At 70.9% G+C, this 22,833-nt stretch carries 23 protein-coding genes, 1 tRNA gene and 2 pseudogenes; 18 read left to right on the top strand and 8 right to left on the bottom strand.

Annotated elements, in window-relative coordinates; all coding sequences use genetic code 11:
- Positions 1-63 precede the first annotated feature (63 nt).
- The 5 genes from moaC (at position 64) to N8I87_RS16940 (ending at position 3,401) form a co-directional block, all read left to right on the top strand.
- Positions 64-576, top strand: a complete 513-nt coding sequence (gene moaC, locus N8I87_RS16960) for a cyclic pyranopterin monophosphate synthase MoaC (RefSeq protein WP_263209709.1) — start codon at positions 64-66, stop codon at positions 574-576.
- Positions 573-1,073 (top strand): MogA/MoaB family molybdenum cofactor biosynthesis protein, encoded by a 501-nt coding sequence (locus tag N8I87_RS16955; protein WP_263209707.1) that lies wholly within the window; start codon positions 573-575, stop codon positions 1,071-1,073. The genes moaC and N8I87_RS16955 overlap by 4 nt, the downstream gene beginning before the upstream one ends.
- Positions 1,074-1,093: 20 nt before the next feature.
- The gene (locus N8I87_RS16950) at positions 1,094-1,744 is read left to right on the top strand and encodes a GNAT family N-acetyltransferase (protein ID WP_263209706.1); all 651 of its coding nucleotides are present in this window, start codon (positions 1,094-1,096) and stop codon (positions 1,742-1,744) included.
- Positions 1,745-1,929: 185 nt separating this feature from the next.
- Positions 1,930-3,222, top strand: coding sequence for a divisome protein SepX/GlpR (gene sepX / locus N8I87_RS16945; protein WP_263209704.1), 1,293 nt, complete (start codon positions 1,930-1,932; stop codon positions 3,220-3,222).
- Between the two features lie 105 nt (positions 3,223-3,327).
- Positions 3,328-3,401 (top strand) — tRNA-Ala (locus N8I87_RS16940).
- 49 nt (positions 3,402-3,450) lie between these two features.
- On the opposite strand, the gene N8I87_RS16935 is transcribed toward N8I87_RS16940, so the two are convergent.
- Positions 3,451-3,927 carry a GNAT family N-acetyltransferase gene (locus N8I87_RS16935; protein ID WP_263209703.1) on the bottom strand — a complete coding sequence of 159 codons (477 nt, stop codon included), beginning with the start codon at positions 3,925-3,927 and terminating at the stop codon, positions 3,451-3,453.
- Between the two features lie 78 nt (positions 3,928-4,005).
- On the opposite strand from N8I87_RS16935, the gene N8I87_RS16930 reads away from it, so the two are divergent.
- Positions 4,006-4,809, top strand: a complete 804-nt coding sequence (locus tag N8I87_RS16930) for an exodeoxyribonuclease III (protein ID WP_263209701.1) — start codon at positions 4,006-4,008, stop codon at positions 4,807-4,809.
- A 152-nt stretch (positions 4,810-4,961) separates the two neighbouring features.
- On the opposite strand, the gene N8I87_RS16925 is transcribed toward N8I87_RS16930, so the two are convergent.
- The 3 genes from N8I87_RS16925 to N8I87_RS16920 all read right to left on the bottom strand — a co-directional run bounded on the left by N8I87_RS16925 (position 4,962) and on the right by N8I87_RS16920 (position 6,585).
- Entirely contained in the window at positions 4,962-5,354 is a 393-nt protein-coding gene (locus tag N8I87_RS16925) for a recombinase family protein (RefSeq protein WP_263209700.1), read from the bottom strand.
- Positions 5,338-5,820, bottom strand: coding sequence for a recombinase family protein (locus N8I87_RS44365; protein WP_411577238.1), 483 nt, complete (start codon positions 5,818-5,820; stop codon positions 5,338-5,340). Before N8I87_RS44365 ends, N8I87_RS16925 begins: the two co-directional genes overlap by 17 nt.
- Positions 5,821-5,964: 144 nt before the next feature.
- On the bottom strand, positions 5,965-6,585 hold the full coding sequence (locus N8I87_RS16920) for a MerR family transcriptional regulator (protein ID WP_263216512.1): 621 nt from the start codon (positions 6,583-6,585) through the stop codon (positions 5,965-5,967).
- A gap of 185 nt (positions 6,586-6,770) precedes the next feature.
- Between N8I87_RS16920 and N8I87_RS16915 the strand changes: the two genes are divergently transcribed.
- The 4 genes from N8I87_RS16915 (at position 6,771) to N8I87_RS16900 (ending at position 10,455) form a co-directional block, all read left to right on the top strand.
- Complete coding sequence (locus tag N8I87_RS16915) at positions 6,771-8,303, top strand: flavin-containing monooxygenase (protein ID WP_263209699.1); 1,533 nt, start codon at positions 6,771-6,773, stop codon at positions 8,301-8,303.
- The gene (locus N8I87_RS16910) at positions 8,300-9,217 is read left to right on the top strand and encodes an alpha/beta fold hydrolase (RefSeq protein ID WP_263209698.1); all 918 of its coding nucleotides are present in this window, start codon (positions 8,300-8,302) and stop codon (positions 9,215-9,217) included. The genes N8I87_RS16915 and N8I87_RS16910 overlap by 4 nt, the downstream gene beginning before the upstream one ends.
- Positions 9,214-10,098 (top strand): SDR family oxidoreductase, encoded by an 885-nt coding sequence (locus N8I87_RS16905; protein WP_263209697.1) that lies wholly within the window; start codon positions 9,214-9,216, stop codon positions 10,096-10,098. Before N8I87_RS16910 ends, N8I87_RS16905 begins: the two co-directional genes overlap by 4 nt.
- Before the next feature lie 135 nt (positions 10,099-10,233).
- A complete protein-coding gene (locus tag N8I87_RS16900) occupies positions 10,234-10,455 on the top strand; it encodes a hypothetical protein (protein ID WP_263209696.1) in 222 nt (73 codons plus the stop codon).
- A 64-nt stretch (positions 10,456-10,519) separates the two neighbouring features.
- On the opposite strand, the gene N8I87_RS16895 is transcribed toward N8I87_RS16900, so the two are convergent.
- The gene (locus N8I87_RS16895) at positions 10,520-13,822 is read right to left on the bottom strand and encodes a S41 family peptidase (protein ID WP_263209694.1); all 3,303 of its coding nucleotides are present in this window, start codon (positions 13,820-13,822) and stop codon (positions 10,520-10,522) included.
- Positions 13,823-13,989: 167 nt separating this feature from the next.
- Between N8I87_RS16895 and N8I87_RS16890 the strand changes: the two genes are divergently transcribed.
- The 8 genes and pseudogenes from N8I87_RS16890 to N8I87_RS16855 all read left to right on the top strand — a co-directional run bounded on the left by N8I87_RS16890 (position 13,990) and on the right by N8I87_RS16855 (position 20,465).
- Positions 13,990-14,592: a TetR/AcrR family transcriptional regulator gene (locus N8I87_RS16890; protein WP_263209693.1), complete on the top strand. Its 603-nt coding sequence runs from the start codon at positions 13,990-13,992 to the stop codon at positions 14,590-14,592.
- A gap of 120 nt (positions 14,593-14,712) precedes the next feature.
- A complete protein-coding gene (locus N8I87_RS16885) occupies positions 14,713-16,941 on the top strand; it encodes an MMPL family transporter (RefSeq protein ID WP_263209692.1) in 2,229 nt (742 codons plus the stop codon).
- Between the two features lie 161 nt (positions 16,942-17,102).
- Positions 17,103-17,442 (top strand): annotated as a pseudogene (locus tag N8I87_RS16880) (YbaK/EbsC family protein); the annotation flags it as partial.
- 270 nt (positions 17,443-17,712) lie between these two features.
- A complete protein-coding gene (locus N8I87_RS16875; RefSeq protein ID WP_263209690.1) occupies positions 17,713-18,366 on the top strand; it encodes a hypothetical protein in 654 nt (217 codons plus the stop codon).
- A 166-nt stretch (positions 18,367-18,532) separates the two neighbouring features.
- The gene (locus N8I87_RS16870; protein ID WP_263209689.1) at positions 18,533-18,880 is read left to right on the top strand and encodes a hypothetical protein; all 348 of its coding nucleotides are present in this window, start codon (positions 18,533-18,535) and stop codon (positions 18,878-18,880) included.
- 13 nt (positions 18,881-18,893) lie between these two features.
- Positions 18,894-19,020: pseudogene (locus tag N8I87_RS16865) on the top strand (EamA family transporter); the annotation flags it as partial.
- A gap of 152 nt (positions 19,021-19,172) precedes the next feature.
- Positions 19,173-20,063 (top strand): NAD(P)-dependent oxidoreductase, encoded by an 891-nt coding sequence (locus tag N8I87_RS16860; RefSeq protein ID WP_263209687.1) that lies wholly within the window; start codon positions 19,173-19,175, stop codon positions 20,061-20,063.
- A gap of 126 nt (positions 20,064-20,189) precedes the next feature.
- The gene (locus N8I87_RS16855) at positions 20,190-20,465 is read left to right on the top strand and encodes a DUF1876 domain-containing protein (protein ID WP_263209685.1); all 276 of its coding nucleotides are present in this window, start codon (positions 20,190-20,192) and stop codon (positions 20,463-20,465) included.
- Here N8I87_RS16855 and N8I87_RS16850 read toward each other — a convergent pair.
- The 3 genes from N8I87_RS16850 to N8I87_RS16840 all read right to left on the bottom strand — a co-directional run bounded on the left by N8I87_RS16850 (position 20,455) and on the right by N8I87_RS16840 (position 22,795).
- A complete protein-coding gene (locus N8I87_RS16850) occupies positions 20,455-21,627 on the bottom strand; it encodes a serine hydrolase domain-containing protein (protein WP_263216511.1) in 1,173 nt (390 codons plus the stop codon). The genes N8I87_RS16855 and N8I87_RS16850 overlap by 11 nt on opposite strands.
- A 141-nt stretch (positions 21,628-21,768) precedes the next feature.
- A complete protein-coding gene (locus N8I87_RS16845; RefSeq protein ID WP_263209683.1) occupies positions 21,769-22,233 on the bottom strand; it encodes an organic hydroperoxide resistance protein in 465 nt (154 codons plus the stop codon).
- 103 nt (positions 22,234-22,336) lie between these two features.
- Entirely contained in the window at positions 22,337-22,795 is a 459-nt protein-coding gene (locus tag N8I87_RS16840; RefSeq protein WP_263209681.1) for a MarR family winged helix-turn-helix transcriptional regulator, read from the bottom strand.
- Positions 22,796-22,833 lie beyond the last annotated feature (38 nt).

The following is a 22,833-nucleotide window of genomic DNA, read 5'->3' as shown; positions in this document are numbered from 1 at the left end:
TGTCGCGCACAACAGGCCCGTGCGCCGCACCGCGACGGGCCGGGACCGGGAGCACCACACACCATGACTGTGCCTTCCCGGGGGGAGACCCCCGGATCCCCTGTGCAGGACCGACTCACGCACCTCGACGAGGCGGGCGCGGCCCGCATGGTCGACGTGTCCGGGAAGGACGTGACCGCGCGCACCGCCCGTGCCAGCGGCCGCGTCCTCGTCTCGCCCCGCGTGGTCGAGCTGCTGCGCGGCGAAGGGGTTCCCAAGGGAGACGCGCTCGCCACCGCGCGCATCGCCGGGATCATGGGCGCCAAGCGCACCCCGGACCTGATCCCCCTGTGCCACCCGTTGTCGGTCTCCGGTGTGAAACTGGAGCTGTCGGTCGCGGACGACGCCGTCGAGATCCTGGCCACCGTGAAGACCACGGACCGTACGGGCGTCGAGATGGAGGCCCTCACCGCGGTGTCGGTCGCCGCGCTCACCGTGATTGACATGATCAAGGCCGTCGACAAGACGGCGGTCATCACGGACGTACGGGTGGAGGAGAAGACGGGCGGCAAGTCGGGCGATTGGAGCCGGGCATGACATACCGGGCCCTTGTGGTCACCGCCTCCAACAGGGCTGCCGTCGGGATCTACGAGGACAAGGGCGGGCCGCTGATCGCCGAGGGCCTCGCCGGATTCGGCTTCGCCGTGGACGGACCGCAGGTCGTCCCGGACGGTGACCCCGTGGAGGCGGCCCTGCGCGCCGGTGTCGAGGCGGGGTACGACGCCATCGTCACCACCGGCGGCACCGGTGTCTCACCGACCGACCGCACGCCCGAGGCGACGCGCAGGGTGATCGACTACGAGGTGCCGGGCATCGCGGAGGCCGTCAGGGCGTTCGGCATGGGGAAGGTCCCGACCGCGGCGCTGTCCCGGGGCCTGGCCGGAGTGGCGGGGCGGACGCTGATCGTCAATCTGCCGGGTTCCACCGGCGGGGTGAAGGACGGCCTCGCCGTCCTGGAGCCCCTGCTGATCCACGCCGTGGACCAGATCCGCGGCGGCGACCACCCCAGACCCGGAAGCGGGGGTGCGAGCTGAACAGCCCATCCTGGCCCGTCGTGCTGGCGGACGGCGACATCGTCCTCCGGCCGATAAGGCTGCGCGACCAGCGGGCCTGGCGCGAGGTGAACCGGCGCAACCGGGACTGGCTGCGCCCCTGGGAGGCGACCATTCCGCCGCCCACGCCCAGCGGGCCGATAGCGCACCGGCCGACCTACCGGCAGATGGTCCGGCATCTGCGCTCCGAGGCGAACTCGGGCCGGATGCTGCCGTTCGTCATCGAATACCAGGGGCGGCTGGTCGGACAGTTGACGGTCGCCGGAATCACCTGGGGCTCGATGTGCTCGGGGCACGTCGGCTACTGGGTCGACGAGGCGGTGGCCGGCCACGGGGTGATGCCGACGGCCGTCGCGCTCGTGGTGGACCACTGTTTCCGCGCCGTCGGTCTGCACCGCATCGAGGTCTGCATTCGCCCCGAGAACCGGCCGAGCCGCCGGGTCGTGGAGAAACTCGGATTCCGCGAGGAGGGCCTGCGCCCGCGTTATCTCCACATCGACGGAGCCTGGCGCGACCACCTCGTCTTCGCGCTCACCGCGGAAGAGGTGCCCGAAGGGTTGCTGAGCCGCTGGCAGCGGGCACGCTCTCAGGGGACGTCGAACAGTGGGAGCGCGCCGCGGAATCCGCAGAACACCCCGGGGAATCCCGCATAGCCCAGGAAATTGAATATTTGTTCGAAATTGATCGGTCGATGACCGTCTCGGAGTATTGAATTCGCGGTCCCGACGGCCTACTGATCGCATCGGTCACAAAAAAAGTTCGAAATATCAGCCAGATCGTGCGACACACCGGCCCAATTGGCAGATGGCCTCACGCAAACCCCTCTACCGTGTGAGACGTGAGCAGCAGCGGCCTCATCTACGCAGTCATTGTCGGGGCCTGGGCCGCCTACTTGGTGCCGATGTGGCTCCGTAGGCAGGACGAGCTGAACGAGGCCCGTCCGACGGAACGCTTCAGCACCGCCATCCGGCTGCTGTCCGGACGGGCGGGGATGGAGCGCCGGTACGCCAAGGACCTGCGGGCGCGCTCCGTCCAGGAGGGGGAGCCCAGCGCCGTCGACCCGGACGCCGCCACCGACTCGGTGGACGTCCGGGCGTTCGCCATGCCTCCGACCCGCCGTCAGGTACGGGCGGACGTCGAGCCGGAGACACCGGAGCGCCCGGAGACGGCACGCAACCAAGGGGCCGGGCAGGCGCCGAAGCCGGGCTCCGCGCCCGCGCGTCAGCAGGGCTCCGCGCCCAAGTCCCCTTCCGTGTCGGCGCCCAAATCCTCCTCCGTGCCGAAGTCCCCCTCCACATCGGCTTCCACACCGGCGTCCGCGCCCAAGCGCGTGCCCGCCGCGCGGCGTTCGCCCTCGGCCCAGGCGGCCGCGGCACGCGCCCAGCGCTCGAAGGCACTCGCGCGTCGCCGGCGCACCACGGTGATGCTCTTCCTCGCCTTCACGCTCGGCGCCATCGTCGCGGCCGTCGGCGGGCTCGCGTTCCTGTGGGCGCCCGCCGTGCCCGCCGTGCTGCTCAGCTCGTACATCGCGTATCTGCGCAGCCAGGAACGCCGCCGCTTCGCCTACCAGATGGACCGGCGCCAGGCCGAGGCCGCGGCCGCGCGGCTGCGGGAGCGCGCACGCCAGCCGCGGCGCCGCGCACCCCTGGACGCGGACGCGTCCGCCGACGAACCGGACGACGGACCAGCGACCGAGACCGACACCGGCATGTCCGCGCTCGCCGCCGACCGTCGCGCCCTCGTCGAGCAGACCGACCACGCGGAGTGGGTCGACCAGCAGCGCGAACGCCGGCGCGGCCCCGGGCACGGCGACAGCTGGGACCCGGTACCGGTGCCGCTGCCGACATATGTGACCGCGCCGGTCGCGCCGCGGGCCACGTCCGACGTGGACCTGGAGGCGCCCGACGCGTGGAGTTCGGCGCGGTCCAGCTCCGTCGCGCCGGAGCAGGAGGCGAAGCCGGACACCACGGCGCGGGACTCCGCGCCCGCGGACGAGGACAAGCCGGCCGCGGACGAGCGCGGTGACGCACGGCGCCGTGCCGCCTCCGCCCGCCGCGCGCGTGAACGCGGCCGCACGCCGCTCTTCGACCAGTACGAGGACGGCGACCGCCCCCGCGCGGCCAACGAGTGACGCCCGTCGAGTGATGCCTGTCACCCCGTGGGAGCCCGCCCTGACCAGTCAGGGAACGGATTTCCAAGCACCCCGATCGGGGTGCTAAAGTTTCACTCGTTGCAAGGGCCTGTGGCGCAGTCCGGTAGCGCACCTCGTTCGCATCGAGGGGGCCAGGGGTTCAAATCCCCTCAGGTCCACGCAGCATGAAGCCCCGGTCGGTGAAAGCCGACCGGGGCTTCATCGTGTTCACAGTGGCTTCGCGTAGCAGCGGCTCGACTCGTAGTGGCGGTAGTAGCCGAACTTGGTGCAGGGCTCGTAACCGCTGGAGAGGTAGAGGGCGATGGCCTCCGGCTGCTTGGTGCCCGTCTCCAGGACCATGCGGGCGCGGCCGGCCGCACGGGCGTTCTCCTCCAGGGCCGCCAGCATGCGGCGGGCCACGCCGCGGCCGCGCATCTCCTCGACCACGTACATGCGCTTGAGTTCGGCGTCGCCGTCCTCGTGACCCTCGCCGTTCTCGTCCTGGCTGCGCCAGCCGCCGGTGGCCACGGGGCGGCCGCCCTCGTCGTACGCGATCAGGTAGACGCCGCTGGGCGGCTCGAAGTCCGACGTGTTCAGGGTGGTGGCGTCACCGCCGTCGCCGTAGCGCACGTGGTACTCGGCCTGGACCTCGTCGTTGAGCTTGACGGCGTCGGGGTGGTCGAAGGGAACGGGACGTATATTCATGCTGGGCATCGTACATTCATGCAGAGGGAGGCCCGGTGGAGAACCGGACCTCGTCCAGTGTGCCGGTATCGTGCCCGGGTGCTGACTGTGACCTCGGTGAATGTGAACGGGCTGCGGGCCGCCGCGAAGAAGGGCTTCGTCCCGTGGCTCGCGGAGACCTCCGCGGATGTGCTGTGCCTCCAGGAGGTGCGCGCCGAGCCGCAGCAGCTGCCCGAGGACGTGCGCCGGCCCGACGGCTGGCATGTCGTGCACGCCCCGGCCGCCGCCAAGGGCCGCGCGGGCGTCTCCCTCTACACGCGGCGCGAACCCGACCGCGTCCAGGTGGGCTTCGGATCGGCCGAGTTCGACGGCAGCGGCCGCTATGTCGAGGCCGACCTGCCCGGCATCACGGTCGCCTCCCTCTACCTCCCCTCCGGGGAGGTGGGCACCGAGCGGCAGGACGAGAAGGTCCGGTTCATGGACGAATTCCTCGCCCATCTCAAGGGGCTGCGCGAGCGCGCCGCCGCCGGCGGCCGTGAGGTGCTGGTCTGCGGCGACTGGAACATCGCCCACCAGAACGCCGACCTCAAGAACTGGCGCGCCAACACCAAGAACTCGGGCTTCCTGCCTCAGGAGCGCGAGTGGCTCGGCAGGGTCCTCGACCCGGCCGACGGCGGCTACACGGACGTGGTGCGCGCCCTGCACCCGGACGCCGAGGGGCCGTACACATGGTGGTCGTACCGGGGGCGGGCCTTCGACAACGATTCAGGTTGGAGGATCGACCTGGCCGTGGCGACCCCTGGGCTCGCGGCACGGGCCGTCAAGGCAGTCGTGGAGCGGGCCGCCAGTCACGAGGAGCGGTGGTCGGACCACGCTCCTGTGACCGTCGTCTTCGAGATGTGACGGACTAGCTCTCGCCCGGTGCGCCGGAGCGTTCACCGAGCGTGAAGGTCAAGCGTGAGGTGTCCGGTCCGGCCAGCCGGGCCGTGCCGCCGCCGCAGCGGCCCTTGGCGACGGATCGAGAACCGACTGACCTCGGTGCGTTCGGTGCCCCATCAAGGAGGGCTGCGCAATACCTTGGACAAAGTGCCTGAGGTCCAGCGGAACCGACCGAAGTCGCGACCGTGGCGACGGCCGCCGGTGGGACGGCTCTGGAGCTGGGCGTGGCGGTCGCGTGGTACCGGCATGGCCGAGGCGTTCAGCTCGCATGCGATGGCAGTCAGTGACTGTCCTGCGTGCACGTCGTGCACGATCATGCGAATGACGGCGGCGGTCTCGGAATCGGGCGTCAGGCACCACCCGTGGCCCGAGGGGTGCAGCGCCTTCCGACAGCCGAAGGGGATCAACCCTCCGCCGTAGCGACCGGCGGCACGCAGTGCTTCGTGACTGTCACTGAGCCGGGCGGAGATGGTGCGGGCTTCCTGTTCGGCGTCATGAGCGATGTCCATGCACCGTCGGATGGTCGACGTCCATGCACCGTCGGATGGTCGATCCGTTCGCCTGCGGTGTTACGACGAGCGGGCCCTCGGCCTCTGGCGTACCGAACACGAGAGTCCGGGCGTGCTGTCGTCCCCAGGCGATCAACTCCGTCATGTGGGCCACGGAGCGTACGGCGCGATCCACATGGGCCCATACGACGGCGTCGCACTCGTGAGGCCGCCGCAGCCAGAGTGAGAGGGACGGTCTCTCGAACGGGGACGTATCGCGGGCCGAGATGCCGAGGTCCGACGCCTCGGCGACCGGAGTCAAGCCGAGCCTGTCGGCGGCCGACTGGATGGCGGACCGTTGCCTGCCCGGCGAAGTGGTCACACTGGTGAGGCAGCTGAGACGCAGGGCTGCAAGGGCCCTGGGCCGTTCGGTGAAGGGCGAGTCAGGCAAAGGGGGCAGGGCTGGACGAACGCTGTGCTCGGGCATGTCGGCGCTCCTGGAGAGTGTCGGCCGCACCCCGGGGCTGGTCGCACAGCCGCACGGGCCTTTCGATCTCACCCTCGAAGTCCGAAACCTCTTCCGTCTGGGGTTGCGTGGAATTTGCCCCGATGGGGTGAATCCGTCTGACTCTCAGTCCCGCTTGCGCAGCCTTCGGTCCAGGGCCAGGGACAGTTCCGCCTCCACCACGCTGCGGGCCAGGGGGCGCAGGCGTGCCAGGTCCTCCTCGGGGCCGTAACGGAGGATGACCTCGGTGAAGAGTTCGGCCAGGGCGTCCGCGTGTTCGCGTACGCGTTTGGCCGCCGTCAGGACCTCGGCGAGCGGGATGCCCTCGCGGACCAGGGCCGAGGACACGTCCAGCAGGCGGCGGCTGATGTGGACGATCTCGTCGCCGTCGGTGCCGAGGTAGCCGAGGTCCATGGCCGCGGCGAGGTTCTCGCGGGTGACCTCGCCCGCGAAGTGGTCGGCGAGTTCCTCGGGGGTCAGCCGGACCGGCTCCTCCTCGGTGGGGGCGCCGACGCCGAGCAGGTCGGCGACGTCCCGGCCGTGGTCGAAGGCCTCGGCGAGCTCCGCGATGCCGTTCAGGGTGTGGCCGCGTTCCAGCAGGGCCGAGATCGTGTGCAGCCGGGCCAGATGGTGGTCGTCGTACCAGGCGATACGGCCCTCGCGGCGGGGCGGCGGGATCAGCTTGCGCTCGCGGTAGAAGCGCAGGGTGCGCACGGTGATGCCGGCCAGCTTCGCCAGCTCCTCCATGCGGTACTCACGCTGCTCGCCGGGTCGTCCTGCGTCTTCAGCCACGCGAGCAGCCTATGTTGTACCGCGGGTAACTTCCTTCCCCCGACCCCTACCGCTCGGTACGGAGCTGCTCTACCCTCCCATTGCGCCAGTGTTCACTGGCGTGGTTCAACGAGTCCGATGCGATGCCTGGAGGCTTCGGGATGGCCGAACACGAGCATGTACGGGTGGCGGTGATCGGGTCCGGCTTCGGCGGGCTGGGTGCGGCCGTGCGGCTGCGCCGCGAGGGGATCACCGACTTCGTGGTCCTGGAGCGGGCGGACAGCGTCGGCGGCACCTGGCGGGACAACAGCTACCCCGGGTGCGCCTGCGACGTACCGTCCCACCTGTACTCCTTCTCCTTCGCGCCCAACCCCGACTGGCCGCGCACCTTCTCCGGCCAGGAGCACATCCGCGCCTACCTGGAGCATGTCACCGACGTCTTCCGCCTCCGGCCGCACATCCGCTTCGGCGCCGAGGTGAAGCTGATGACCTGGGACCCGGAGCAGCTGCGCTGGGACATCGAGACCACGAACGGCTCGCTCAGCGCCGACATCGTCGTCTCCGCCACCGGGCCGCTGTCCGACCCGAAGGTCCCGGACATCCCGGGCCTCGACTCCTTCCCCGGCAAGGTCTTCCACTCGGCCCGCTGGGACCACGACTACGACCTGAGCGGCAAGCGGGTCGCGATGGTCGGCACGGGGGCGTCCGCCGTCCAGATCGTGCCCGCCATCCAGCCGCGGGTCGACAGGCTCACCCTCTTCCAGCGCACCCCGGCCTGGGTGATGCCCCGCATGGACCGCGCCATCAGCGGCACCGAGCGCCGTCTCCACCGCGCCCTGCCCTTCACCACGCAGCTGCGCCGCGGACTGCTGTGGGGCATCCGGGAGTTGCAGGTCCAGGCCTTCACCAAGCACCCCGACGAGCTGGGCTTCGTCGAGCGGTTGGCACGGCGCAACATCGCCCGCGCCGTCAAGGACCCGGCCCTGCGCGCCGAGCTCACCCCGGACTACCGCATCGGCTGCAAGCGGATCCTGCTGTCCAACGAGTACTACCCGGCGCTCGTGAAACCCAATGTGGACCTCGTCGCCAGTGGGCTGAGCGAGATCCGCGGATCGACCCTCGTCGCCGCCGACGGCAGCGAGGCCGAGGTCGACGCGATCGTCTTCGGCACGGGCTTCCACGTCACCGACATCCCGATCGCCGAGCGGGTCGTCGGGGCGGACGGCAGGACCCTCGCCGAGGCCTGGAAGGACGGGATGCAGGCCCTGCGCGGGGCGTCCGCGGCCGGCTTCCCCAACTGGATGACGATCATCGGGGCCAACACCGGGCTCGGGAACTCCTCCATGATCCTGATGATCGAGTCCCAGCTGAACTACATGGCCGACTATGTACGGCAGCTCGACGTCCTCGGCGGCCGCGCGGCCCTCGACGCCCGCCCCGGCGCCGTGGACGCCTGGAACCGCATGGTGCAGGAGCGGATGAAGCGCACCGTCTGGAACACCGGTGGCTGCACCAGCTGGTACCTGGACGCGAGCGGCCGCAACACCACCATCTGGCCCGGTACGACCACGGAGTTCCGCAAGGCGACCCGTCGGGTGGACCTGGCGGAGTACGAGCTGCTGCGGGCGACGGCCCGCACGGGCGCGGCACAGCGCGCGACGCAGGGTGCGACGCAGGCGGAGGTGGCCCAGTGAGCCGTCTCACCTACGTGGCCACCGGCCCCTACGCCCCGCCCACCCCCGCCCGCGAACTCACCGTAATCTCCGCCGACGGTGCCCGTCTGCACGTCGAGGTGCACGGGCCCGAGGGCGCGCCGCCCGTGGTCCTCGCCCACGGCTGGACCTGCTCGACCGCCTTCTGGGCGGCGCAGATCCGGGACCTGGCCACGGACCACCGGGTCATCGCGTACGACCAGCGGGGGCACGGGCGCAGCCCCGCGAGCCCCGCCTGCACCACCGACGCGCTGGCGGACGACCTGGAGGCGGTGCTCGCGCAGACGCTCGCGCCCGGCGAGAAGGCCGTGATCGCCGGCCACTCCATGGGCGGGATGACGGTGATGGCCGCGTCCGCGCGCCCCCGCTTCCAGGAGCACGCGGCCGCCGTTCTGCTGTGCAGCACGGGCAGTTCGAAACTGGTCGCTCAGGCACGCGTCGTACCGTTGCGCGCCGGGCGCATGCGCACCTGGCTCACGGCGCACATCCTGGGATCGCGCGCCCCGCTCGGTCCGGTCACGCCGGTCGCGAAGCGGATCCTCAAGTACGCGACGATGGGCGCCGGTTCCGCCCCGCACATGGTGGAGGCGTGCGCGCACATCGTGCACGCCTGCCCGCGCGCCGTGCGTCACGCCTGGTCGCAGGTGCTGGAGCGGCTCGACCTCGACCACGGCGTACGGGAGTTGCGGGTCCCGACGGCGGTGGTCGCCGGTACCGAGGACCGGCTCACCCCGCCGGCGCACGCCCGTTTCCTGGCCGCCGAGCTGCCGGACTGCGTCGGCCTCACCGAGCTCCCCGGGCTCGGCCACATGACCCCGGTGGAGGCGCCCGAGCTGGTCACCGGGAAGATCCGGGAACTCGTCACCACCTACGTGCACGTCAAGGAGGGCGCATGAGCAGGGTGAGCCTGGAGGGCCAGGTCGCGGTCGTCACCGGAGCCGCGCGCGGCGTCGGTGAACTGCTCGCGCGCAAGCTCTCGGCGCGCGGCGCCAAGGTGGCACTGGTCGGGCTGGAGGCGGACGCGCTCAAGGAGGTGTCCGGCAGGCTGCACAGCGACAGCGACCACTGGTACGCCGACGTCACCGACCACGAGGCGATGGCGAGGGTGGCCCGGGAGGTCAAGGAGCGCTTCGGCAAGGTCGACATCGTGGTCGCCAACGCCGGGGTCGCCAGCGGCGGGCCGTTCACGGACTCCGACCCCGAGGCCTGGCGGCGGGTGATCGAGGTCAATCTGATCGGCTCGGCGGTGACGGCCCGCGCCTTCTTGCCGGTGCTCACCGAGAGCCGCGGCTATCTGCTGCAGATCGCCTCGCTCGCCGCGGTGACCCCGGCGCCGATGATGACGGCGTACTGCGCGTCCAAGTCCGGCGTGGAGGCGTACGCGCACTGTCTGCGCGCCGAGGTCGGCCACCAGGGCGTGAAGGTCGGTGTCGCGTATCTGTCGTGGACCGACACGGACATGGTGCGCGGAGCCGACCAGGACGACGTCATGCGGGAGCTGCGGCAGCGGCTGCCCTGGCCGTCCAACAAGACGTATCCGCTGGGCCCCGCGGTGGACCGGATCGTCGCCGGCGTCGAGCGGCGCTCGGCCCATGTGTACGGGCAGTGGTGGCTGCGCGGGATGCAGGGCGTGCGCGGTTATCTGCCGGCGCTCATCGGGACCGTGGGACAGCGCGAGATGCGCCGCTTCGCGCCCCGGCTCCAGGGGATGCGCACGGGGCTGGTCGGTGCGGGCGGGGAGGCCGACGAGCGCGAGCGGTCCGCCCGGCACGAATGAGGGAGCCCGCGCCCGGCCAAGTCGGCCGCTACACACCGTGACTGATCGACATGCGCAGTGTGTCCGCCCGTGTGAATCTGGTCGGGGCCCAACGAAAGGGCCCAAACCCCTCACCTTCCACGGGAGTGAACCCACATGGGTATGAAGGACCAGTTCCAGGACAAGTCCCAGGGCAAGCAGAAGGGCGCCCAGCGCGGCCAGCAGCAGCCCCAGCGTGGTCAGCAGCAGCCGCAGCGTGGTCAGCAGCAGCCGCAGCGCGGTCAGCAGCAGCCCGAGCGGGGCCGCCAGAACCCGCGGGACATCGACGAGTCGGAGCACGACATGCGTGACCGCATGGACATGGACTACGACGCCTGACGTCGGCGGTCCGGTGGAAGGGGTGCCCCGCGCGGGGCACCCCTTCTCATGTCCGCACCCCTTCTCATGTCCGCGGCGGTGTCCGCGGCGGCAGCTTCGGCCGTGAGCGGTCCGGTACGTCGCTGTAGTCGGGCGGGACCGCCGCCGGGTTGGTGGTCAGCAGGTCCAGGGCGAGTTGCACCGCGTCGTCCATCTCGACATGGCGGCCCTCCGCCCAGTCCAGCGGGGTGCGCAGGACGTCCAGGTCGGGGGCGACGCCGTGGTTCTCCACGGACCAGCCGTACGCGTCGAACCAGGCCGCGTTCATCGGCACCGTGATCACCGTGCCGTCGCCCAGCCGGTGCCGCCCGGTCATGCCGACCACCCCGCCCCAGGTGCGCTGGCCGACCACCGGCCCGAGCCCCAGCAGTTTGAAGGCCGCCGTGATCATGTCGCCGTCGGAGGAGGTCGCCTCGTCGGCGAGGGCGACGATCGGGCCGCGGGGCGCGTTCGAGGCGTACGACACCGGCTGGGCGTTGCGGGTCAGGTCCCAGCCGAGGATGGTCCGGGTGAGCTTCTCGACGACCAGCTCGCTGATGTGCCCGCCCGCGTTGCCGCGCACGTCCACGATCAGCACGGGCCGGGAGACCTCCATGCGCAGATCGCGGTTGAACTGGGCCCAGCCCGAGCCGCCCAGGTCGGGGATGTGCAGATAGCCGCACTTGCCGCCGCTCAACTCCCGGGTGACCTCGCGGCGTTTGGCCACCCAGTCCTGGTAGCGCAGCGGCCGCTCGTCGATCAGGGGCACGACGGCGACCCGCCGCGGCGGGCCCGTCTCGCCCTCGGCCGGGGCGAACGTCAGCTCCACCGTCGTACCGCCCGAACCCGCGAGCAGCGGATACGGACCGGTCACCGGGTCCACCGGCCGGCCGTCCACATGGGTGAGCACGGCGCCCTCCCGGATGCCCGTGCCGGCCAGCGGGGAGCGGGCCTTGGAGTCGGAGGAGTCGCCGGGCAGGATCCGCTTGACCGTCCAACGGCCGTCCCGGCACACCAGGTTGGCGCCCAGCAGGCCCTGGAAGCGCTGGTAGTGCGGCGGTCCCTCGTTGCGGCGGGCAGGGGTGACATAGGCGTGGGAGGTGCCCAGTTCGCCCAGCACCTCGCGCAACAGGTCGGCGAACTCGTCGGGGGAGGCGACCCGTTCGACCAGCGGCCGGTACTGGTCGAGGATCGCGTCCCAGTCGATGCCGCACATGTGCGGCTCCCAGAAGTAGTCCCGGATGAGCCGGCCGGCCTCCGCGTACGCCTGGCGCCACTCGGCGGGCGGGTCGACCTCGTGCAGGATGCGGCGCAGGTCGATCCAGGTCGTGGAGTCGCTGTCGCCGGGCTCGGTCGCGGGGACGGCCCGCAGGTCGCCCTCGTCCATGAGCACCAGCCGGGTGCCGTCGCCGCTCACCGAGAACCAGTCGAGATGGTCGACGAGTTGGGACTTCTTCGCCTTGGTGACGTTGAAGTACTCCAGCGTGGGCCGCTCACTGGGGTCGTTGGGGTTCGCGAACGTCTCGCCCAGCGCACCCGAGATCGGCCAGCGCAGCCAGACCAGACCGCCGCCGGAGACCGGCAGCAGCCCGGAGTACTTGGAGGCGGAGACCGGGAACGGGGTGACCCTGTTCTCCAGCCCCTCGATCTCCACGGTCACCGCGCCGCCCTCGCCGGTCTCCTCGTCCTCCACGGGGTCCAGGCCCCCGGCGGCCGGCCGGCCCTCGGGGTTCAGGGCGAAGGGGGAGGGGGTGGCCGAGGACAGCGGGACCAGGTACGGGCGGCAGCCGAGCGGGAAGGACAGATCGCCGGTGTGGACGTCGTACACCGGGTCGAAGCCGCGCCAGGACAGGAACGCCAGATAGCGGCCGTCCCGGGTGAAGACCGGGTTCTCGTCCTCGAAGCGGCCGTTGGTCACGTCGACGACCGGCTGGTCCGCCTGCCCGGGACCGGAGATCCGGGCCATCTTGATCTGCCGGAGCGAGCGGCCTATCCCCGGATGCGACCAGGTCAGCCAGGAGCCGTCCGGCGAGAAGGCCAGGTCCCGCACCGGGCCGTTGACGGACCGGATCAGCTCGGTCACCGCGCCGCTCGACTCCTCGCCGTCCGGCTCCTGGCCGGTCGACTCCTCGCCCGTGTCGATCAGCAGCAGCCGTCCGTCGTGCGCGGCGACGGCGAGGCGCTCGCCCAGTGGATCCGAGGCCAGTTCCAGGACCCGGCCCAGCTCGCCGGAGGCCAGCCGGCGCGGCGCACGGTCGCCGCTGGCGCGGGGCAGATGGGAGATCTCGATCGCGTCCTCGCCCGCGGCGTCCGTGACGTAGGCGATCTGCCCGGTCGAGCCCAGCATCTCCGGGAGCCGGACCCGGACGCCGGGCGTGTCCGAGATGGTGCGGGCGGGGCCGTCGCGGTGGGTGAGCCAGTACAGGCTGCCGCGGACCACGACGGCGCTGGCCCGGCCGGTCTCGTCGACCGAGATGCCGTCCACGTGCCGGGCGGCCGGCACCTGGTACCTGCGGCGTCCCGCGCGTGCTCCGGACAGGCGCACCTCGAGCCGGTGCGGCACCGAGTCCGCCGACAGGTCGTCCACCAGCCACAGGTCGCCCGCGCACTGGTACACCACCCGCGTGCCGTCGCTGGAGGCGTGCCGGGCGTAGAAGGCGTCGTGGTCGGTGTGGCGGCGCAGGTCGGAGCCGTCGTAGGCGCACGAGTAGAGATTGCCGATGCCCTCGTGGTCGGAGAGGAACGCGATCCGGCCGCCGACGAACATGGGGCAGTCCAGATGGCCGCCGATGTCGGCGAGCAGCCGCTGCCCGTGCAGCCACAGTCGGCCCATGGCGCCGCCCCGGTACCGCTTCCAGCCGGCCGGTTCATGCGGCGGGGTGCCGGTCAGGAGCAGGGTCCGGTGGCCCTCGTCGAGGTCGGCGACCTGGATGTCGGTGACCGGGCCCCAGGGGAGCTTGCGGCCGGGGTCGCCGTCGGTGGAGACCTTGTAGGCCCAGGTGAAGTACGAGAAGGGCTGGCCGTGGGAGGCGACGGCGAGGATCTCCGGCCCGCCGTTCTCTGGAGGCGTCCAGCCGCACACCCGGGTGTCCGCGCTTCCCCAGTACGTCAGCTGCCGGCCCGGTCCGCCCTCCACGCCGATCACATGGATCTCGGGCACCAGGCTGCGCCAGCTCGTGTACGCGATCGTCCGGCCGTCGGGCGAGAAGCGGGGGTGGCCGGTCTTGGTGCGGTCCACCGTGAGCCGCCAGGCGCGGCCCGGGGAGCCGAGGGGAGCCAGCCAGAGGTCGTCCTCGGCCACGAAGCACAGCAGTTCGCCGCTGAGGTGCGGCAGGCGCAGATAGCTCACCTCCCCATGCTTTTCCGGGGGATGGACCGCAGCAACTTGTGAAAATTCCGGGCGTCCGACCAGGGCGTGACCCAGGACACGTACGAAACGGTTTCGTTTCGTACGGGGGGGTGCGCTACATTCGTCACGTACGAAACCGTGTCGTTCGGAGTGGGAAGGTGGGAACGATGACCGAGGTCGCCACGGCGCGCCGCAGTCGTATCACCCCCGAGCGCGAGGCCGAGTTGTACGAGGCCGTGCTCGACCTGCTCCGCGAAGTCGGCTACGACGCCCTCACCATGGACGCCGTGGCCGCCCGCACCCGGTCCAGCAAGGCGACCCTCTACCGCCAGTGGGGCGGCAAGGCCGAGCTGGTGGCGAAGGCCGTGCGGCACAGCAAGCCGGGCGGCTCGGCCGACGAGGTCGACACCGGGTCGCTCCAGGGCGATCTGCACGCCCTCACGCTGCGCTCGGACGACTGCGAGATGGAACAGAGCTCCGCGCTGATGCGGGGTCTGGCCATGGCGGTGCACGGCAACCCGGACCTCCTGCAGGCGTTCCGGGAGCATCTCATCGAGCCGGAGATGGCGGAGTTCCGTCGCGTGATCCAGCGGGCGGTCGACCGCGGAGAGGTCCGTGCGGACAACCCGGCGATCGGGTTTGTGATGCACATGATGATCGGCGGGTTCGCGGCTCGCGCGATGATCGACGAGCAGCCGCCGACACAGTCGTTCCTCCTCTCGTACATCGACGCCGTGGTCCTCCCCGCCCTCGGCGTTCACACCGACTGACAAGTCCCCTCAGCCCCACCTGACGTCACCGCTCACGTCGTCGGGCCGATCACCCCTGCCACCCGCGGGGTTGGTCACCCCTGCCCTGAACACCCCACGACTGACCGGGAGTACGACCTCGTGGCCACGTTCCTCTACAAACTGGGCCGACTCGCCTTCCGGCGACGGCACTTCGTCGCCCTCATATGGGTGGCGCTGCTGACGCTGGCGGGTGTCGGGGCGGCAAGTGCCCCCGCGGCCGGCAACACCTCCTTCTCCGTCCCCGGCACCGAGGCCCAGAAGGCCTTCGACCTGCTGGAACAGCGCTTCCCCGGGATGAGCGCCGACGGCGCCACCGCGCGCGTCGTCTTCAAGGCGCCGAGCGGCGAGAAGATGACCGCCGCCGCCAACAAGAAGATCGTGAAGAAGACGGTCGCGGAGCTGAAGGACGGCTCCGAGGTCGCCTCCGTCGCCGACCCGTACCAGGCCAGGGCCGTCAGCAAGAACGGCACGGTCGCCTATGCGTCGGTCAAGTACAAGGTCTCCGGCATGGAGCTCGAGGACTCCACGCGCGACGCCCTCAAGGAGGCCGCGCAGGACGCGCGGGACGCCGGGCTGACCGTCGAGGTCGGCGGTGACGCCCTCAACACGACTCCCGAGACCGGCGCCACCGAGGTCATCGGCATCGCGATCGCCGCGGTCGTCCTCGTCATCACCTTCGGCTCGCTGCTCGCGGCCGGACTGCCGCTGGTCACCGCCCTCATCGGCGTCGGCATCGGCGTCTCCACCATCGCCGCGCTCGCCAACGCGCTGGACCTCGGCTCCACCACCTCCACCCTGGCCTCGATGATCGGCCTCGCCGTCGGCATCGACTACGCGCTGTTCATCGTCTCCCGCTACCGCGCCGAACTGGCCGAGGGCCGCGAGCGCGAGGAAGCCGCCGGGCGGGCCGCCGGCACCGCGGGCTCCGCGGTGGTCTTCGCAGGGCTCACCGTGGTGATCGCCCTGGTCGGTCTGTCCGTGGTCAACATCCCGATGCTGACCAAGATGGGCGTCGCCGCCGCGGGCACGGTCGCCGTCGCGGTCCTGATCGCGCTCACCCTGATCCCGGCGCTGCTCGGCTACGCGGGCCGCAAGGTGCGCCCGGCGGGCGAGAAGAGCAAGCTGCTCGGCGGCGGACGGGGGCCCAAGCACCCCCACAAGGCCGGCCGGCCGAACATGGGCACGCGCTGGGCGAGCTTCGTCGTACGGCGCCCGGTCGCCGTCCTCCTGCTGGGCGTCGTCGGCCTCGGCGCCGCGGCCGTCCCCGCCGCCTCGCTGGAACTGGGCCTGCCCGACGACGGCTCCCAGCCGACGTCGACGACACAGCGCCGCGCCTACGACCTGCTCTCCGAGGGCTTCGGCCCCGGCTTCAACGGCCCCCTGATGCTGGTGGTCGACGCCAAGGACAGCGACCACCCCAAGGCCGCCTTCAAGGAGGTCGGCAAGGAGATCAAGGGCCTCAAGGACGTCGTGACGGTGACCCCGGCCGTGCCCAACAAGGCCAGTGACACCGCGACGATCACCGTGATCCCCAACTCCAAGCCGTCCTCGACGACCACCGAGGACCTGGTGCACGCGATCCGTGACAAGGGCACGGAGATCAAGGCGGACACGGACGCGCAGGTCCTGGTCACCGGCTCGACGGCGATGAACATCGACACGTCGCAGAAGCTGAACGATGCGCTCGTCCCGTATCTGGGCCTGGTCGTCGGCCTGGCCTTCCTCCTCCTGATCCTCGTCTTCCGCTCGATCCTGGTCCCCCTGAAGGCGGCCCTCGGCTTCCTGCTGAGCGTGCTGGCGGCCCTCGGCGCCGTCGTCGCGGTCTTCCAGTGGGGCTGGCTGTCCGGCCTGATGGGCGTCGAGCAGACCGGACCGATCATGTCGATGATGCCGATCTTCATGGTGGGCGTGGTCTTCGGTCTCGCCATGGACTACGAGGTGTTCCTGGTGACCCGGATGCGGGAGGCGTACGTCCACGGGGAGAAGCCGAGCCAGGCCGTGGTGACCGGCTTCAGGCACGGCGCCCGCGTGGTGACCGCCGCCGCGGTGATCATGATCGCCGTCTTCTCCGGCTTCATCGGCTCCAGCGAGTCGATGATCAAGATGATCGGCTTCGGCCTGGCCATCGCGGTGTTCTTCGACGCCTTCATCGTCCGGATGGCGATCGTCCCGGCCGTGCTCGCCCTGCTCGGCAAGAAGGCCTGGTGGCTGCCGAAGTGGCTGGACCGCGCCCTGCCCAACGTGGACGTCGAGGGCGAGGGCCTGCGCGCCCACGACAGCGACCGCCCGCGGGACGGTGACGTGGACCGGGAGCTGGTGCACGCCTGACGCACCGCTTCCACCGAAGGACCGGCCGGCGAGAGATCCGTGGGGACGGGGCGCTCTCGCCGGCCTCTTCATGCCGTGAACCCGGTCGGCGGGGAAGCCCGGTCGGGCATGTGGTGAAACCCGGTCGCCTGCCCCGTACACGTACCGCTACCGTGCCCCGCATGACGACGACGGCCGCCACTGACGCCGACGCCGAGGGTTCCGGAGCCCACCCCCGCTTCGCCGCGGCCCTGGAGGAACTGGGTCTCGGGGAACTCCGCTCCTGGATCAGACGCTTCCCGGACTCCACCCGCACCGCCGCCGAGGCCGCCGCGGCCGTCGGATGCGAGCTGAGCCAGATCTGCAAGTCGCTGATCTTCGCCGCATGGGGTCCCCCTGCTCGAGCGAAGCCGAGAGCTTGGGGGAGGCGTGCCTGTCCTCGTCCTCATGGACGGGGCGTCCCGGGTGGACCTCGAGCGGGTCCGCGAGGAACTCGGGGCCGAGGCCGTCACCCGGGCCAGGCCTTGGAGTCGGTGAAGTCCAGTATCTCGTGCCATGTAGACGGCTCCGAGACAGGGCGACGCAAGTACCTCGTCCACTCACCCTGACGGCTCAGTTTCCTGTGGTGCTGTTCCCTGCGATCAGCCGATCTTCACGTCTGAGCCTCACGTCTTGCTCAGAAAATCACTGGAAGCCGGTAGTCCGCACCAGCGCGCTGACATGATCTCGTCAGATGTGGATGAGCTGTTGATCGCACTGCGCCAACCCTCCTCTGACCAAGGAGAACCTTCGATGCGCATGCACAGACTGACTCTGCTCGCTCCTGCCGTCGCTATGGCCGTTCTGGCCGGCGCCAGCCCTGCGCCGGCGGACGACCCAAGCTCGGCGCCGATTGACACCATCGCAACGGCCCCACCCGACCAGCCCGAGGAGCCGGACCTCGTCGAAGGTGCCCCGGACACCCCCGCCCCGGCTCCGTCCGATGCAGCCAACCACACAGGCAATATGCCCGACAGTCGCGGCTGTGAGCAGGGCTGGTACTACCACCCGACGAGCAAGAACAAGGACCACCACAAGGGCGTAGTGGTCGAGCGAGCAAACCACAACGGCACCTCGCGGACCGCGAAGTCGACATTCACCTCGGAGGTATCCGGCACGGTCGGTGTTGCCTTCAGCGGCGAACTCAACGTGAAGGTCACTGTGGCCGTTGTCGAGAGCGGTGTGAAGTTCGGCGTCACTGTGTCCGCATCGCTCACCGCCAAGATCGGCAATTCCATCAGCGTGGATACCCCGCCGCACAAGACCACCTATGCCCGTTACGGCGTCTTCCCTTTGAAGAGCTATGGGTACAGCCAGTACACGTACGTCAACTGTGGCAAGGGAAGCAAGAAGAACGTCACTATCTACACGCCGCACCGTGTCGGCTGGGCCATCTGGGAGAACTGACATGTCGCGCCGAACCCTTGCGGGGCTGAGCACTGTGTGCGCCGCGTTGCTCTTTCCGGTCACTGCCTGCACCTCGGACAACTCCGGTGCCAAGCAACCCTCACAGTCCCCGCACTCCTCCGAGTCGGGTTCGGTGACCATCCCCCCCAGCGCCACGCAGCCCTCCGTGCAGAAGCCGCCGGAGCTGGACGCGGACGAGACGCTTGCCGGCCGTCAGAAGGTCACGGCCGGGAACGCCAGCATCTCGTTCGACAAGGGGAAGAAGGGGGACGCCCTCATCGTCGCGCTGCGCTGTCAGGACAAGGGAACGATCAAGGTAGCAGTGCAGTCCGTGCATGTCTCGTTCCCGCTCGACTGCCTGGCCAACAAGGTCAGCACCACCTACAACCAGGTAGCCGTGTCAGGCGTAGATCGCAGCGGAGTCGTCGCTGTCGAGGCACCCTCATCCGTGCGCTGGTCCTTGACCGTCGGTCGCGGTACCGCGGCACAAGAAGAATCGCCCGGCGTCCGCTGAAACCGGCCTGGGGCGCATGTCGATCATCGTCGGAGCGGCGATCGGCGTGCTGTTTCTTCAAGGAGCGGTTCGGTGCGCCCCGGATCGCCGCCGCGGGACTCCTGGTGGCGGGGATCGGGCTGATGCTGCACACCGGTTAGCCAGGGGCTCGTTGAAGGACTCGTCCACGCCGCCGCCGGGAACGCTCGCGTCTGAACGACCATGGAGGCCGTGCCTGAACGACCATGGAGACCGCGCCTCAGCGACCCCGCTGAAGGCCCGTACTCACCGCACGGAACAGGAAGTTGACGTCATGACAGACAAACTCACCGTGAGCGTCCTGGGCACCGGGATCATGGGGGCCGCGATGGCCCGCAACCTCACCAAGGCCGGGCACACCGTCCGCGTCTGGAACCGCACCCGCGCCAAGGCCGAACCGCTGGCCGCCGACCGCGCCCACGTCGCCGACACCCCCGCCGAGGCCGTCCAGGGCGCCGACGCCGTCCTGACCATGCTGTACGACGGCCACACCGTCCTGGAGGTCATGCGGGAGGCGGCTCCCGCACTGCGCCCCGGCGCGGTCTGGGCGCAGTCGACCACCGCCGGTCTCGACTCGGCCGCCGACCTGGCCGGCTTCGCCCGCGACCACGGCCTCGTCTTCTACGACGCCCCGGTCCTCGGCACCCGCCAGCCCGCGGAGGCCGGACAGCTGACCGTCCTGGCCGCGGGTCCCGAGGAGGGCCGGGCGGCCGTCACGCCCGTGTTCGACGCGGTCGGCGCCCGTACGGTGTGGACCGGCGACGACGGGGCGGCGGGCAGCGCCACCCGGCTCAAGCTGGTCGCCAACAGCTGGGTCCTCGCGGCCACCGCGGCGACCGGCGAGGTCCTCGCCCTGTCCCAGGCGCTCGGCGTCGACCCGCAGAGCTTCTTCGACCTCATCGAGGGCGGGCCGCTCGACATGGGGTACCTGCGGGTCAAGGCGGCCATGGTGCTGGGCGACCGGCTGTCCCCGGCCCAGTTCGCGGTGGGCACGGCCGAGAAGGACGCGCGGCTGATCGTCCGGGCCGGTGCGGACAACGGCGTCCGTCTCGACGTGGCCGAGGCCGCCGCGGAGCGCTTCGCGCGCGCCGCCGCCCAGGGCCATGCCGACGAGGACATGGCTGCCGCGTACTTCGCCAGCTTCGACGGGAAGCCGGCTTCCTGAGGAGAAGCCCGTTTCGGAAGCCCGTCCCGGATGTCTGTTTCCTAACGGAAAGCCAGTTTTCGGGCCGACGTGACGCCGGGGGCGTCGAGGAGCACCCTGGAAGCAGTGACTCCGGAGGTGGTCCTCATGATGCACACCACTGTGGGATGGCATGTCGAGCTGGAGTTCCAGGAGGACGATCTGCACACGCGGGCGGCCGCGCTGGTGCGTCTGCCCGACGGCAGTGAGGTACGGGCGCACGGGAGTGCCAGCAGGCACCACACCGACGCAAATCAGCCACGCGTCGGCGAGGAGATAGCCGGGGCGCGGGCGCTCAACGAACTGGCGATGCAGTTGCTGACCAAGGCACACGGAGAGATCGACTCGGCGTCCGGGCGGACCTCGCACCCGATCAACGTGTGACGCGCTCCAGGGCCGTCCGCACCGCCCGCACCAGCGCCTGCGCCCGCGGGTCCGCCGTCACGCTCTTGCGGAAGCCGTTGGTGACATAGCCGAAGGCGATGCCCGACTCGGGATCGGCGAAGGCGAGGGCACCACCGCGGCCCGGGTGGCCGAAGGAGCCGGGGGACAGCAGCGGCGACGCGCCGCCGTGCAGCATGTAGCCGAGGCCGAACCGGGTGTTCACCACGAGCACGCGGTCCGGCCCGGCCGACTGCTCGCCCCGGGCCGACTCGACCGTCCCGGGGTGGAACAGCCGTGTGCCGCCGTCCACCTCGCCGATCAGCGAGGCGTAGAAGCGGGCCAGACCGTCGGCGGTGGCGATGCCGTTGGAGGCGGGGAGGGCGGCGGTGCGGTAGGCGGGCGCGTTCTCGTCGGCGAGCGGGGTGATCGCGGCGAAGGCACGGCGGGTCAGGGACTCCGGATCGGCGTAGGCCTCGGAGACGGACCGCTTCGGACGGGTCCTCAGCGCGCCGCCCGCCTCGGTGGCCTCGACGGAACCGACCCGGCCCACGCGCGCGGCCTCGGACTCCGGCAGGCCGAGCCAGAGGTAGGCGTCGGCCGGACCGGCGATCTCGGTCGCTATGAACTCCCCGATCGGGCGGCCGGTGACGCGACGCACCAGTTCGCCGGTGAGCCAGCCGTACGTGTGCGCGTGGTAGCCGTGGTCGGTGCCCGGCTCCCACGCCGGTGCCTGGGCCGCGACGGCCTGTGCGCCGAGGTCGGGGTCGGCGGCCTGTTCCGGCGTCAGCGGACGGTCGAGCGCGGGGACGCCGGCGCGGTGCGCGAGCACATGCCGGACCAGCGTGCTCTCCTTGCCCGCCGCCTTGAACTCCGGCCAGTACTCGCCCACCGGCGCGTCCAGGTCCAGCTCACCGCGCTGGTGCAGGAGCAGCAGCGCGGCGGCGGCGACGCCCTTGGTCGCGGAGCGCACGATCTGCGCGGTGCCGTGCTCCCAGGGGGCCGTACCGTCGACGTCCTTCGTCCCGCCCCACAGGTCGACCACGCGGTGCCCGTCCCGGTACACGGCGACGGCCGCGCCCCGGTCGCCGAGCAGCCCGAAGTTGTGCGCGAACGCCGCCCTGACCGGCTCGAAGCCCTCGGCGACTGTGCCGTTCACATCCACATCCACGCCCACGCCCGGTCCCTCCACTTGCCTGCGCCAGCGAGTGAAACACGGGACTGAGGCCTTGGATTCCTCGGCGGGGTGTCGGATCTGGTTACGGTTTGGTGTCCTAGGGTCCGCACTTGTGGCTGGTGCCGGGATTCAGCCCAGCACGATCGTCACGTCGATGTTGCCGCGTGTCGCGTTGGAGTACGGGCACACCTCGTGGGCCGCGTCGACCAGCTTCGTCGCGACGTCCGCGTCGAGGACCGGGAGGGAGACGCTGAGGGCGACGGCCAGGCCGTAGCCGCGGTGCTTGTTCGGGCCGATGCCGACCTTCGCGGCGACGGTGGAGCCGGTCAGGTCGTAGCCCGCGCGGTTGCCGACCAGGATCAGTGCGTTGTGGAAGCAGGAGCTGTAGCCGGCGGCGAACAGCTGCTCCGGGTTGGTGCCGTTGCCGTCCCCGCCCAGCTCCGGCGGCATCGCGACCTTCAGCTCGATCTCGCCGTCCTGACTGGTGACGTACCCGTCCCGGCCGCCGTGCGCGGTGGCTTCGGCGACGTACATGATCTTCGTCGGGCGGGTGTCAACAGCGGTGCCGTCGGTTGCAGCGGTGCCGTCAGTCATGGTCGGCCTTCCCCGGAACAGGTGTGCACAAGTACATCGTGCACAAGATACTGGCCGGTAGGTCGGTTGTCGCCGTCAGGGCTCGGTGACCGCGGGTAGTCCGTCAGGGCCGGGCGGAGGCGTGCTCGACGCGCTCCGCGAGCCGCCACAGCTCCTCGCGCAGCCGCGCGATCTCGGGAGCGCTCAGCCCCGTCGTCGTGAGCAGCGCGCCGGGGACCCGCGCCGCGCGTTCCCGCAGTTCGCCCCCGCGCTCGGTGCAGGCGACCAGCACCGAGCGCTCGTCCCGCGCCGAGCGCTCTCGGCGCACCAGACCCGCCGCCGCCAGCCGCTTCAGCAGCGGCGACACCGTGCCGTAGTCGAGGCGCAGGGCCGCGGCAAGTTCCTTCACCGTGGTCTCGCCGCGCTCCCACAGGACAAGGAGGACGAGGTACTGCGGGTAGGTCAGGCCGAGTTCGTCGAGGAGCGGGCGGTACGCCGCGGTCACGGTGCGCTGGGCCGCGTACAGCGCGAAGCAGAGCTGCTCGTCGAGCAGCAGCGACCCGGCGTCCTCTTCATGCGTCACCCGCCCATTGTCCCGGACGATCCGGGACGGCCGTCACG

Source organism: Streptomyces sp. HUAS 15-9 (genome assembly GCF_025642155.1).
Taxonomy (GTDB): Bacteria; Actinomycetota; Actinomycetes; order Streptomycetales; family Streptomycetaceae; genus Streptomyces.
Note: the sequence above shows the minus strand (reverse complement) of the source record. Positions and strands in the feature narration are given on the sequence as shown.